The organism is Tianweitania sediminis, from assembly GCF_017813335.1.
In the GTDB taxonomy this organism is placed as follows: Bacteria; Pseudomonadota; Alphaproteobacteria; order Rhizobiales; family Rhizobiaceae; genus Tianweitania; species Tianweitania sediminis.
The window spans coordinates 1-12,702 of record NZ_JAGIYY010000002.1; the positions used below are offsets into that span (position 1 = coordinate 1).

The window sequence follows — 12,702 nt, forward strand, 5'->3', positions numbered from 1 at the left end:
GATGTGATGACTTCGACCCTGCTGAACGGAGCGTCAGAGGCTTTGGACATAGTCTTACTCATAGGCGTATGCCTATGCCTTATCAGCTATGCCGCGTGTCCGGTCAAAATGGGGTGCGCTCCATTAGCCTCCAGAACCGTCAACGGCAACAAAACCGTTACCTAAAGGAGGTAATTAGCAAATGAGCGCTCCAATCTTTGGCATGCAATTCTCCCGGCCCGCCGACGAGCCGGTACCGGTCCTTGGAGCCGACTTTTCCAAGATGCTACTTATCGAAACGTCGGCGGATGCGGACGCGACAGCCTTCCCGATCGGGGTGGCGAAGCGCTTCTCGTCTTCTGATGCAGCGACCGTAGCGAAGCTTGGCACAGGTCTCTTGGCGGACGCGGTGAAGGGCATCAACGCTCAGCTGACCGGCGTCAACCGCGGCGCCGATATCACCGTCGTTCGCGTCACGGAAGCTGGTACGGTTGCGGAAACGGCAGCAAACATCGTTGCTGCCCTCGGCAATGTTGCTGCAATCCCGTCGCAGGTGAACGCAACGCCGCGTCTGATCTGGGCCGGTCGCACGTCGTTCCGCCCGGTTGACCCGGACAACGAAGGCGAGTTCCTGGTGAACCCGGTAGTCGCTGCCCTGCCGCAAGCCTGCGAAACGCTCCTCGCTATCTCGGTGGTCGACGTGGATGACACCGCGTCGGCCAACGCAATCGATGCTCGTGAGACCATGAACAGCCAGCGGCTGATGCCGGTGGGCGTTGCAGCCCGTGTGTTCGAAGGCACCAACGTAGTCACTCGCGCCATGGGCCCGCGCATACTTGGCCTGTTCGCCCGCGTCGACAATGAGAACGAGGGTCGCCCGTTCGACCCAATCGCCAACCGTGCCATCTATGGCTTGGCCGGCCTGTCCCGCGCCATCCCATTCTCTCTGCTCGACGGCTCGACCGAAGGGCAGCAGATGCTCGAGGCTAACGTCTCGGTTGTGGCCAGCGGCGAGGTGGGTGTTGACGGCGCGGTCGCGGACGGCGGCTTTGTCTTCATCGGCACCGACAACGCCGACACTGGCGAACTCTGGCAGCAGATCCACCAGGTGCGCGGCGCCGATTACATCACGGTCAAGCTGATCCAGATCACCCGCGAGTTCCTCGGGCGGAAGATCACCGCCGACTTGGTGGAAGCCTACATCAACTCGATCCTGTTCATGCTGCGCGATCACAAGGCGGCTGACGACATCCTCGGGTACAACAAGGACGTCTTCATTCCCGACCAGAACAGCCCTGAGCAGATCCGGCTCGGCCGCATCAAACTAGACTTGGGCATCGAACCGGCCCCAGTCTTCAAGCGTGCCGACACTGACATCCGCCGCTATCGCCCCGCCGTCGAGGGTCTCGTTTCCGAGATCGTCGCTCGCCTCAACACCGTCGCTTAAGGAGCCGGATCAATGGCACAATCCAATCTGTACCTGTTGACGGCTGTGGACGTTCGTCGCGCCTCGCGCCCGGGAACTTCGCGGGCGAACATCATCACGTCGCTGACAATGCCGGGCCTCGTCTTTGCGACGGCCGAACACAACCCAGGCGGTGGTGTGATGGCTGCAAACTTCGCCATGCCGCGCATTGAAGCGCCGGAACCTGCCTTCACCGTGAAGGGCATTGATACGGAAGCCTTCGTTGGCATGGGCGAGGTGGACACGTTTACATTCGCGGGCTCACTCAACATGCGCGGCCCTGGCCGTGGTGGCGTCGTGCCGGCGCGTGCGGTGATCGAAGGGGCCATCACCTCTTGGGAGCCCGATGAAAGCGATCCTGCGGAGTTTCAGGGCTGCACACACTCCATTGCCGAGGTGACGCACTATGAGCTTACCGTGGCCGGCAAAGAGTTGTTCTATGTCGATCTCTGGGAACGCATCATCCGCGTTGACGGCCGTGACCTGATGGCGCCGCATCGAACAGCGCTAGGAGCCTAATTCTCTTTCGTGCAGCGCTTCGAACTTGGCGGGCGACCACATTCCTTCGCCAAGTTCTTTTTGCCTACGCACTGCCCGGTGCGTTTGCTGCGCCAGCCTGGGCCACCTCGGCAACCGCACCCGGAGCAGAAAATCACCTGCGGCTCGGGCTGCGACCACTGAGGTCTTGGCGATTCCGCAAGCAGCAGCGCCAGAAGCGTTAGCGTGATCATGATTGGTCCCTCCACCCGGCTGCATAAAAGCCGTGTGTCTGGAGAGAGTCGAGGCAGCGCGTCACCGATCTTTGAAAATCGCGCCGACCTGAGCCAGATCTGGTTTGCGGCTTTGATCAGCAGCTGCAAGTTCTTCGCGGATACGCTCGCTCTGCGGTGCGCTCGGCAAGACAGCGCCGCTACTCGGCGTTAACGCGTCTCGGATCTCGCGCAATCGATGGTTCGTTACGGCGACGGCAATCGTGAGAACGCCCATCCCGAGCGTGATCGCGGCCCACACCTCAAGGATCACCGTCGTCGCAGCTTGGCTGTAGACGACGATGGCGCCGATGATCTGAAGCACGCCGGCCGCTGCGATGATCCTGTTCAAATTCTTCTTCTCCACCGAAGGCCGATATGTATGTCCGAAATCAATCTAGAAGAAGCGGCTGATACGCAGTTCGTCAACGACGATGTTTCCGAGGAAACGAGCGGCGCTCAGGAAGATGCGGCGCAAATTTTCTACGATCAGGTTCCTGCTACTGCCGTTGTGCGCCTCGCCTACCCGTTCGAAGTTGACGGCGTCCGCATCAGCGAAGTTGAGTTCCGCCATCCGTCTTTTTCTACCGTGGAGGCTGTTCTGGCCGGCTCCCTGTCGGAACTGGACCTGCATTCATCGATGACCGGATTGTCGGTAACTGCGCTGCGTGCGCTGCGGTGGCCGGATCTCGAACTCGTCAGCGTGATCGCGCGTCATCTCGCCCCTTCAATGAAGAGGGTCTAGCCCGTGGCGCGTCTTAGCTCCGAGCTCGTTCTATCGCTCATCGACAAGGTGACAGGCCCTGCGCGGGCGCTGAGTGGTACTCTGGGGCGGCTTGAGCGTTCGGCCGTCAGAATGGGCACAGCTAGTCGGATGGCTCTTGCAGGAGCCGCAGGAGCCATCGCTCCAATCGCCGGCGCCTACGGGGCAAGCAGTGTCGTTCGTGAGGCGGCGGACTTCGAGAGCGCGCTAACGAACATCCAGAAGAAGGCCGGCATCACAGCCGAAGAGACCGCTCGCCTTGGCGAAGAGATCAAGACGCTCGCAACGTCTGGCGACTTGGCCGTCCCGCTCGAGGAGATTGCTGCGGCCTACGAACGCGGTGCCGCCGCCGGCATCCCGCTCGACCAGCTCCGGCAGTTCGCGTTGCTTTCGGCCAAGGCTGCCGATGCCTTCGAGATGAGCGCCGAAGATGTCGGCAACACTGCGGCCGGCCTTAACAAGGCCCTTGGTGTTCCAATGGAGCGCATGGAGAGCATCTTCGACCTGATCAACGGCTTGGCTGACAGCGGCATCGCGGACGAATCGGGTATCGTCGACTTTCTCGACAGCGCCGGCGCTATGGGCAAGACCTTCGGCCTCACGGTGGAACAGACGGCAGCGCTAGGCGCCACGCTCGCGAACCTCAAGGTTCCGGCCAATGAAGCCGCGACCGCGGTCAACTCAATGCTGACGAAACTGCTGGCGCCGAACTCGCTTTCGAAAAAGGGCTTCCTAGCGTTCAAACGTCTGGTGGGCGACACCGAAGAGTTTGCGGAAAAGGTTGCGGAAGACGCCGATGGCGCGCTTGTTGATCTGATTAAAAGCCTGAGGAAGCTCGACTCCGCCTCACGCACTGGCGTTATCGCTGATCTATTCGGGCAAGAGCATGTCGATGTGGTCAGCCAGCTTGTGGAAGGCAGCGAGGAATTGGTCCGCAACATGGACTATGCTGCCAATCAGCAAGGGTGGGCCGGATCGCTCAACAATTCCTATCAGCTCAAGCTCGACGACTTCTGGTCGCAATGGACAATCGCGCGGAACACGCTGCGCGAACTGATGATCGACGCCGGCAATATGTCGATGCCGTACATCAAGAGTGGTCTCGAGGAGGCCCGCGCTATCTTCGATGAGATCGGCAAAGGCCTGGAAACCCTGAAGGTGGAGGTGGACGCGCAGTCCTTTCAAGATGCCAAGAAAGCGCTTGGCGAGTTGAAGGACTTGATCGGGTCGATCCTCTCCATGGGGAATGAGGGCTCGGCTATCGAAAGCTTCTTCAGCCGTATGGCTGCGCTGACCAACACGCTTACGGGCAGCATCAAGACGATCCGTGAATTCGGCCAAGAGATCGGCGTGATTACTGAAGACACGCCGAATGAAGGGCCTCTGGGCAGCGCCCGAGATACCATCAAGGATGCGGCGAAAGTCAGCCCGCCTGTTAAGGCGGTTGATAAGGTCTTGGACTTGGCTACTGGTCAGGGCTGGGACACGGGCGAGATTGATGCGATGCGCCAAGATCTCGATCGTCTGCAGCGTGACAGCGTCGATGACGACTATTATCGCCGTCGCTGGGGTACAGATTCTCGGGAGCCGCAGCCGCAACCGGCGCCGTCTGCTGGCCCTCAGAGGAGGTTCTCGAACCGACCGGCTAAACCTTCTGCGTCTAGCGGAGACAATATCCCGATTCCTACGCCTCGACCTTCTATGGCGCCATCCGCGGCGACCGACGATGAGCTATCCCGCATTGATCAACAGCTTGGCGAACTCGTCAGCAAGAAGACGCAGCTGGAGCAGGGGTTCAAACTGGCGCCGGACCCCGCTGCGGTCGAAACGATGCGGCAGATCGGTGATCAAATGCAGCAGCTGATCGAGCGCCGGAACGAGATCTCCGCCATGACGGTGAGTCCTCAAGTGGACGCGTCGTCGATCCGTGCGGCTAAGAATGAGGCAAGCTCTTTGTTGGCTACGCTACGCCAGATCCCAGAGGCGGCGAGAACGGCGAGTGCGGCCGCAGCGCGTGCGCGAGTGGATTACTCCGGAATGCATGCTGACTTGTCACGAGCCGGCTGATGGCGTGGACGGTAGATTGGCGGGTCATCGTCGGCGGCACCGATATGACAAACCCGATGCGGCCGTATCTGATCTCAGTTGAGGTCGTGGACCGCGACGGCGTCGACAGCGACGCCTGTTCGCTGACCTTCGATGACAGCGATGGTCAGGTGAAGCTGCCGGCGCCAAGGACACCGGTCGAGGTCATGTTGAACGGCGTGCCAGTCTTCAGTGGGTTCGTAGACTCTACACCTTGGACGCTCAGCCGTGGCGGCGGGCGACTGCTTCAGGTCTCCTGCAAGGCATTCGACACGCGCGGCAAGGCGACCGAGAACCAGCTTTGGCACCTGGACGACACAACGTTCGACAAAGCAGCGCAGAAGGCCGGTGCGGCGGCCGGGTTCAGCGTTCAGGTCGACCCGGTGCTTGCCAGCATCATGCGCGACTACTGGTCGCCAGATGGGGCCAGCTTCATTGCCTGGGGCGAGAAGATCAGTCGGGAGTTGGGCGCGACGTTCAAGCTACAGGGAAACCGTGCCGTCTTTGCCAAGCGAGGGCAGGGGCTTTCTGTGGCCGGGTCCGCATTGCCGACCGTGTTCGCTCGCTGCGGCCGTGATGGCAACGTCATTTCGGTGAACATCGACCCGACAAAGGGGCGGCCCCGGTCCAAAACCAAGAAGGTCCGGTTCTTTGACCGCGAGGAAGCGAAGTTCAAGGAAAAGGAACTGACGATCGACCTTGAGGACGCCGGGGATGCGATCGACACTCAGCGCTGGAATGCCGCTGATGAAGACCAGGCCGGCACTATGGCAGAAAGCCAGAAGGTTGATGCGGAGCGCAACGCAGGCGTCGGGTCTGCCCAACTCGACCTGGCCACTGAAGCGATGGCCGAAGGCACGCTTGTGCTAACCGGTGCTCGCCCTGGCATCGATGGCACTTATCGGATTACCGGCCGTACCCACGCCGCAGATCGTGACGGCGGAGCGGTGACCCGATGCGAACTCGCACAGCCGCAGGGCGCAGCCGGCAAGGATGATCGCTGATGCTCTATTCCATTGGAACGATCACCTTGGACACCCGCCCGTTCAGCGCAGACGACGTCGAGCGCACCGGCGCTGCCGACTTCGCCGTGAAGCCCTTGATCGGCTCCCTCCCTGGCCGCGAGTTTATGGGCGAGGGCGACGAGAAGATCACCATCTCCGGTCAACTCTTGCCGTCCAAGATCGGCGGATTGACCGAGTTGGAGGCACTGCACGAGATGCGTCGCTCGGGCCAGAGGCTCCCGGTCATGCGCGGCGATGGCAAGATGTTCGGCTGGTTCGTCATTGAGGACATACGTGAAAGCCATGCCGACCTGATGCGCGATGGCGTCGGCTTCACGGTCAAGCATTCGATCTCGATGGTGAAGACGTCGCCGGAAGGCGCGAGCCCCAGCATCATTGGGGCTCTGCTGTCCATCTTCGGCGTCATGGGAGGTCGGTGATGCCGAAGGAGATCACAGTCCGAGGTGAACCGATCTTGCTCGACCAACTGCTTTACGCCGAATATGGAGCGGTGCTGGCGCGCGATCTGTTGCCCGCCGCGCTGGACCTAAACCCCGGCCTTGCCGCGATGGGGCCGGTGATCCCTATGGGCACGGTGGTGACGCTGCCGGATCGGCCGGCGCAGACATCAACCGCTCTGCGGCCGGTCGTCTCGCTGTTTGGCTGATCTACCGCCGCTTTCTCGCATCCCAGGGCGCGTCGAACTCGCCCTGCCACATGCCAACCTTCGCCGCCGAGGCCCGTCTTTCAGCAGCGGCATAGGCGCCCTTGCTGTACCGCTTGAAGTCGAGAGCATGCCCGTTGAGAACAAGCCACTCGGCTACGCTCTTTCCATCGGCGCGGAAGCAATCGGCAACCACGCGCTTGTATCGGTCATATTCGATGAACTCGCACCGGGTCGGCCGTGACTTGGCAAGAAACGTGTCGAGCGCATCGGCCGCGACCTTGCCGCACCGGTACGGCTTGCCGGCGCTATCCTGGCATCGCTGCCAGCTTTCAGGCGCATCCACGCCCTGGAAGCGAATGCGCTGGCCGGTGATCTCGATCGTGTCGCCGTCGACCACGGAAGCACGGCCGGTGAACGGGCCTTGAGCCTGTGCCGGCATGGCAAGCAGTAGAACGAACGCGGCAACCGCAAATCTCAGCATGGGCCCTCTGGGTCTGTCGCTATCCAACCTATCAGGCCGGCGCCATCCCGCGCCAGCCCACACCTTTCCACATCCGGAGAAGACCTGATGTTCCTCATTCCTGGGGAGGCAAGCCTATGAGCAGCCTTCATCAACCGACCAATGCCGTTGACGTGGTGGAAACCTCGGATGTCACCGACTTCGAAGCGTTCGGCCTGAAGACCGTCAACGGCAAGAAGGTCATGCGCAAGCTGGCGCCGAATGCGCTGGCTGACGTGATCGAGCGGGCCGACGAGGTAGCTGAACTGCGCCCGCTGGTGGAGCAGGTCAATGCCAGCCGGGCGGACATCGAGATCGTCGCCGAGAAAGCCGATGACGTGGCTTCCCTCGCGGCACGCGCTGCGGACCTACAGGCTCTCGCGCCGGCTGTTGACGACATCCAAACCGCCGCCGCCCACATCACCGCCATACAGAATGCACCAGCTGCTGCACAGGCGGCTGGGGAGGGGGCGAGTGCTGCGGCAACAAGCGAGACGAACGCCGCCACCAGCGCTTCCGATGCCATCGCAGCCGCAGAAAGCGTCGGCAGCTATACCACGCTTGCTCTGGCCAATACTGCCCTTGCATCCATTCCTGCCGACAAGGGCGTCTATGTCACCGCAGATGGGGCCAACAACGGCTTCTACGTCAAGCGCTCTGGTGTTCTGGAAAAAGACAGCAATGCCACGGTGGGGGCGGTTGCAAACGTCACAAACCGGCTTGAATGGGACACAGAAGAGCCGTTCAACCTGCTTACGATAAGCAGTGATGGATACATCCTCAACACTTTCGATGTGACCAGTCAGGCATCTCTCACTGAATGGGACACTGAAGAGCCGGGCGGCACATTCATTGTCAGCATAGATGGCTTTATTATCTCTGTCATCGGTCTGGTTGATACGCAAGCATTCAATGAACTTGTTGATGCGGCAGAAGCTGAGATATCGGCGGCACGAGGTAACAAGACGAACCTTTCCGAACGGCTAAGTTTTCTCGATGCAAATGGTGCGCCGCGCACGCCGATGATTAACGCCGAAGAGTTGCGATGGTCGCGCTACAAGCTGCGTCGCATCCTAAATGGCGATACCGCGATCCAGTTCGTTTACACGGTCATCGGCGATAGCTGGGGCTATGGGAACTGGCCGAACTGGCTGACCAAGCGCCTCAAGGCAGTCTATGGCGATGCCGGTCACGGCTGGATTTCGTTTCGCGACAACCGCACATCAGTGAATGCGGCTGGGTCCGGCTACACCGGCACGCTCTCGGGTTCTTGGACCGAGACAATCGCCGAAACTCAAGGCCAACCAACGGTCGATTTCGGGATTATCAAGTCAGCCGTTGCAGGGGCCAAGATTACAGTCGCTGGGCCAGCTGGCGCGCAGATCAGCGAAGTCTGGTTACACTATGTCCCGACCGTAGATGGGCAGGCACGCTATCGCTGGAACAATGGAAGCTGGACCGCTCTTGATCTGACTGTTGGCACGGGTAACGCGCGCACTTCGATGGTTTCCGGCGCCCCGACATCTGGGTCCTGGAACTTCGAGATCGAAGTCGTCAGCGGGACTGTGATCCTATCCGGCGCAGACATGCGCGCTGCCAGCGCGGGCGTTCGGGTCAACAAAATCGCTGTGAATGGCGCTTCTACCGGTAGCTGGCTTGCGCCTAACGCAACACTTTGGTCTCAAGCATTTGGGTGGCTGGACACCGATCTTGTCGATATCATGTTGCAGACGAATGACCAGGCCGCGTCAGTGGAGAGCCTGCCTGACGTAACCATTGCAAGTAATCTCGGCCTTATCGCCTCTCGATGTCGGGTCGGATCGCCAGCGACGGACATTCTTCTCACATCGCCGCCTGAGAACTTCTTCGGCCGCCCCAGGCTCATGACCGATATCACGGCGGCGGTGCGCAAGTACGCTTACGACAACAACTTCGCGCATCTCGACCTGCAGAACATCTTTGGACGAGTTGAAAACAAGTCGGATTACCGCTCTACGGGCATCCATCCTTTCATGTTGCCCGACGACATCCACCCAAGCGCTGATGGCGGGAAGCTCATAGCCGACGCCAAAGAACGCCTCTTGATGCAATAGGATTGACAATTATGACACTTGTTCAACAGACCCAATTTACTGCTGCCGGTCAGGGTAAACCACTTTTGACCCGCGATCCTTTACTTCGCGACGATTACAATCGAGGCGTGAAGTGGCTCTTCGATCTGGCCAGACCGCTATGCTATGGCGGCGCCTCCCCGGTGGTAAACGGCGCTCCGGTTAAGAACCTAGCAGAAGCATTTACGGATGCTTCCGGTGCCATCCCCAACGGTCAGTTTATCGTGACTGCCGGGCAGACGCTGCCCTTTGCTGATGGTGGCGTGGATTTCTCAGGCATAACGGCCAACGGTGTTTATCTTGAGGGGCCTTCTGCCGCTGCCGCTGCGATTTGGGCGAACAGCCAGTATTACCTCGGTTGCCTCTATGTAGTGCTCCCGTCTTCGGCAGATTGGGAGACAAGTTCTGGTATCCGCGCGTTTATTAGCTGGACCACGAACGTGAACGGATACGCTCTCGCGCCGGACGTCTTCAACTTCGGGCAGCTAACAACCGGTGGCCAGAAGATGTTGTTCATGTACCGGCAAAAAGCGCTTAACTCAGTGGACGGGAAGCAGATCGCTGTGCCTGCTACCGAATTCAGTCAGTTTGCTCAAATCGCCACTTGGCGCAATGCTACCGAACAGCGCTCCCGCATCCGCACAGCCAACGGAATGACGTGGAGTACATCGACCAGCCCCGGCACTGATAACACGGTCGATTTCTCGACCACAAAGCCCCTTGTGGGTATCCACGGCATTGGATCGTCTACGGTTTCCACCACAAACGCGAAGAAGTGGAAGCTTCACCGCGGCTTTGTGGAAGCGCTTGGTCTGAGCGGACGGGATCCCGTCGCCGTTCTCGACGCCGATTGGGAGCGCACCAAGGCGAAGTACGATGCGGGGTTCTACAGCTAAGCCCCTTCCACGGCTGCTGAGCGGTGGATAGTAACACCCGACGCCTGAACCCTAAGCGCTGATCGCGCGCAAAGACAATCCTAACAATCTGGAGAACGCAACGATGGCTCAAAAGGTCAGCGACAAAGGGCTCGTGGAGATCGCGAGCCACGAAGGGATCGTCAATGCGCCCTATTTTGATAGTGTGGGCAAGCTCACCGTTGGCATAGGGCACACTGCATCTGCAGGTGAACCGGACCCTGCGCAGCATCGCCGGGAGTTCACTATCGGGGAGATCATGACGATCTTCCGGCGTGACATCGAGAAGTTCGAAGCTCGTGTGCGCAAGGCATTCACGCGCCCGCTGACCCAAGCGCAGTTCGACGCGGCGGTTTCCTTCGACTTCAACACGGGCGGCATTCACCGGGCAAGCTGGGTGAAGAAGTTCAACGCCGGCGATATGGTCGGCGCGAAGTCTGCCTTCATGGCATGGAAGAAGCCGAAGGAGATCATCGAGCGCCGGGAAAAGGAGCGCGATCTGTTCTTCGACGGGCGCTACTCCGCCAACGGCCACGCGAACCTCTATCCCGCCGATACCGCGGGCAAGGTGCTCTGGAGCAAGGGTAAGCGGGTGAACGTTCTTGAGTTGATGAAGGGCGCTACGGCGCAACCTAAACCGACGCCTGCACCCAAGCCCGCCGCATCCGACATCTACACCTCCCGCGCTATGGTGCAGGTTGTGCAGCGTAAGCTCACCGCTCTCGGCTATCCGCTGGGTTCGATTGATCCAAAGACCGGCGACTATGACGGCAAGCTCGGCAAGCTCACGGGCGATGCCATTGCGGCCTTCCGCGCCGACAACGGACTTCCGGCCGGCCGCGACATCGACGGGGCGCTGGTGGCTGCGCTCGACACAGCCAAGCCGCGCAAGCTGCCGCGTGAGGACACGGCTACTGACGAAATCGCCAAGACCATCCCCGAAGCCAAGGCAAACCGCCTGAACAAGAACGGTGGCGGGATCATTGCGCTCTTTGCGGCCATCCTCGCGTTCATCAACGGCGTCATCGGCAACATTGGCATGGCGAGTGAATACGTCCAGCCGCTCAAAGACGCCGTGGGCGATGCGCCGGCATGGCTGTGGTTCATCATCATCGCAGCCATTGCTGGCGCCTTCTACCTCAACAGCAAGCGGGTCGAAGAGAAGAGCGTGCAGGCCTACAGAGACGGGGCTCGGCTCTAGATGATCGACTATCTCAACATCACAGCCGGCGCCGCCGTAGGCCTCGCTCTGGGCCTTCTCTGGGCCTTCGTCATTCATGGTCCGGATCAATACCGCGCAGGTGGCCTTGCCAAGGCGGCACAACTGGACGCGGCAACCAACCAAGCATCAGGAGAACTCGCCAATGAAGCCGATCGTGCTGCTTTTCTTCGTCGTCAGTGCGTTCTCCGTTCAGGCGTGTACAGTTTCGCGAGAGGTGTCTGCATCGAAGCAGGCGCTGAATAGCTCGGCTCGCTCGGTGATCGGAACATCGCTCGTGGGAGCGCAGGGCAAGACGGCTGCGGACCAGGACAAGATAGACGAGACCGCAGCGAGGCTTTGCGGGGCGTCTGTCTGGTCGCAGAGCGAATGCCTGCGGCATGAACAGGGAAGCGCATTGTGATCATCTTCGGCCAGATCGGAGAGCAGTTCCCCGTCCGAAGGATGGAGTGGATAAGCGCCGGCATCCTCATGTTCCTGGGTATTCGCCTTTTGGACCCCGCCGAAACGTTCGCGCAGCCGGCGTTCAGGGAGCTTGCTGCCATTGCGTCTGAAGGGACGTGGGGCAACCTGTTGTTCTATTGCGGCCTGTTCCGCCTGATCGTTCTTTACCGGAACGGCGCGTGGAAACCGTCACCTGAGATCCGGGGCGCCTTCGCTATCTTTGGCGGGCTGATCTTCGTCGCGCTTGCATATGGGATCGAGGTATCCGGCGTAGCATCCACCGGCAGCATCACCTACGCCTTCCTTGCCATGGGCGAGGGCTCCAACATCTGGACAGCAGCAAAAGACGCTCGTGTCCCATACAGCGAGCGCATCCATGGAAAGCATCCTAGCTGATCTGCCAGGCTGGGCGCGTGCCCTGTTTTATGTCGTCCTGTCAGTTGGTGGGGCGGTTATGTTCATCATCAGTCGGAACAAGCCGGCCGCTCCTCCTGCTTCCGCTCTCCAGTCGATCGGTATGGAGTTGGGCAACAAGGAGCAAATGGAACGGCTGATCAAGGCGGTTGACGCGGTGGCTCACGCCATCAACGACAAGAAGCAGTCGGAGATGGACGACAAGCTCGATGAGCTTCTGGAGAAGATCGAGCATCTGCCGGACAATCGCCGCAGGTGAGGCGAGGCGAGGGTGGCTGGGTATCGGGCTGTCCGCTAACCCTCCCAAGCACCGCAGCCGGTGTGGGCGGGGCTTCTTTGCGCTTTATGCAAAGAAGCCAGGGAATGGCAGAGAATATAGCGCACCGCCG

The 12,702-nt window shown here is 60.3% G+C and carries 15 protein-coding genes; 13 read left to right on the forward strand and 2 right to left on the reverse strand.

Annotated elements, in window-relative coordinates; all coding sequences use genetic code 11:
* The first annotated feature begins 181 nt into the window (after nt 1–181).
* Both J5Y06_RS06975 and J5Y06_RS06980 read left to right on the forward strand, forming a co-directional pair.
* Nucleotides 182–1,426 carry a phage tail sheath protein gene (locus tag J5Y06_RS06975; protein ID WP_209334433.1) on the forward strand — a complete coding sequence of 415 codons (1,245 nt, stop codon included), beginning with the start codon at nt 182–184 and terminating at the stop codon, nt 1,424–1,426.
* Nucleotides 1,427–1,438: 12 nt separating this feature from the next.
* A complete protein-coding gene (locus tag J5Y06_RS06980) occupies nt 1,439–1,963 on the forward strand; it encodes a phage major tail tube protein (protein ID WP_209334434.1) in 525 nt (174 codons plus the stop codon).
* A gap of 273 nt (nt 1,964–2,236) precedes the next feature.
* Here the strand turns inward: J5Y06_RS06980 and J5Y06_RS06985 are convergent, their stop codons facing one another.
* Entirely contained in the window at nt 2,237–2,560 is a 324-nt protein-coding gene (locus J5Y06_RS06985; protein ID WP_209334435.1) for a hypothetical protein, read from the reverse strand.
* 15 nt (nt 2,561–2,575) lie between these two features.
* On the opposite strand from J5Y06_RS06985, the gene J5Y06_RS06990 reads away from it, so the two are divergent.
* The 5 genes from J5Y06_RS06990 to J5Y06_RS07010 all read left to right on the forward strand — a co-directional run bounded on the left by J5Y06_RS06990 (nt 2,576) and on the right by J5Y06_RS07010 (nt 6,712).
* Nucleotides 2,576–2,938, forward strand: coding sequence for a phage tail assembly protein (locus J5Y06_RS06990; RefSeq protein ID WP_209334436.1), 363 nt, complete (start codon nt 2,576–2,578; stop codon nt 2,936–2,938).
* Between the two features lie 129 nt (nt 2,939–3,067).
* A complete protein-coding gene (locus tag J5Y06_RS06995) occupies nt 3,068–5,023 on the forward strand; it encodes a phage tail tape measure protein (RefSeq protein WP_209334437.1) in 1,956 nt (651 codons plus the stop codon).
* Complete coding sequence (locus J5Y06_RS07000; protein WP_209334438.1) at nt 5,023–6,045, forward strand: phage late control D family protein; 1,023 nt, start codon at nt 5,023–5,025, stop codon at nt 6,043–6,045. Before J5Y06_RS06995 ends, J5Y06_RS07000 begins: the two co-directional genes overlap by 1 nt.
* A complete protein-coding gene (locus tag J5Y06_RS07005; RefSeq protein WP_209334439.1) occupies nt 6,045–6,485 on the forward strand; it encodes a phage tail protein in 441 nt (146 codons plus the stop codon). The genes J5Y06_RS07000 and J5Y06_RS07005 overlap by 1 nt, the downstream gene beginning before the upstream one ends.
* Nucleotides 6,485–6,712 carry a tail protein X gene (locus tag J5Y06_RS07010; RefSeq protein WP_209334440.1) on the forward strand — a complete coding sequence of 76 codons (228 nt, stop codon included), beginning with the start codon at nt 6,485–6,487 and terminating at the stop codon, nt 6,710–6,712. The genes J5Y06_RS07005 and J5Y06_RS07010 overlap by 1 nt, the downstream gene beginning before the upstream one ends.
* Before the next feature lies 1 nt (nt 6,713).
* On the opposite strand, the gene J5Y06_RS07015 is transcribed toward J5Y06_RS07010, so the two are convergent.
* On the reverse strand, nt 6,714–7,193 hold the full coding sequence (locus J5Y06_RS07015; protein ID WP_209334441.1) for a thermonuclease family protein: 480 nt from the start codon (nt 7,191–7,193) through the stop codon (nt 6,714–6,716).
* A 221-nt stretch (nt 7,194–7,414) separates the two neighbouring features.
* On the opposite strand from J5Y06_RS07015, the gene J5Y06_RS07020 reads away from it, so the two are divergent.
* From J5Y06_RS07020 to J5Y06_RS07045, 6 genes are all read left to right on the forward strand, one after another.
* A complete protein-coding gene (locus J5Y06_RS07020) occupies nt 7,415–9,304 on the forward strand; it encodes an SGNH/GDSL hydrolase family protein (protein WP_209334442.1) in 1,890 nt (629 codons plus the stop codon).
* Between the two features lie 11 nt (nt 9,305–9,315).
* Nucleotides 9,316–10,218, forward strand: coding sequence for a hypothetical protein (locus J5Y06_RS07025; RefSeq protein WP_209334443.1), 903 nt, complete (start codon nt 9,316–9,318; stop codon nt 10,216–10,218).
* Nucleotides 10,219–10,321: 103 nt separating this feature from the next.
* Complete coding sequence (locus tag J5Y06_RS07030; RefSeq protein WP_209334444.1) at nt 10,322–11,437, forward strand: glycoside hydrolase family protein; 1,116 nt, start codon at nt 10,322–10,324, stop codon at nt 11,435–11,437.
* 163 nt (nt 11,438–11,600) lie between these two features.
* Entirely contained in the window at nt 11,601–11,858 is a 258-nt protein-coding gene (locus tag J5Y06_RS07035) for a hypothetical protein (RefSeq protein ID WP_209334445.1), read from the forward strand.
* The gene (locus J5Y06_RS07040) at nt 11,855–12,295 is read left to right on the forward strand and encodes a hypothetical protein (protein ID WP_209334446.1); all 441 of its coding nucleotides are present in this window, start codon (nt 11,855–11,857) and stop codon (nt 12,293–12,295) included. The genes J5Y06_RS07035 and J5Y06_RS07040 overlap by 4 nt, the downstream gene beginning before the upstream one ends.
* Nucleotides 12,276–12,572: a hypothetical protein gene (locus J5Y06_RS07045; protein WP_209334447.1), complete on the forward strand. Its 297-nt coding sequence runs from the start codon at nt 12,276–12,278 to the stop codon at nt 12,570–12,572. The genes J5Y06_RS07040 and J5Y06_RS07045 overlap by 20 nt, the downstream gene beginning before the upstream one ends.
* Nucleotides 12,573–12,702 lie beyond the last annotated feature (130 nt).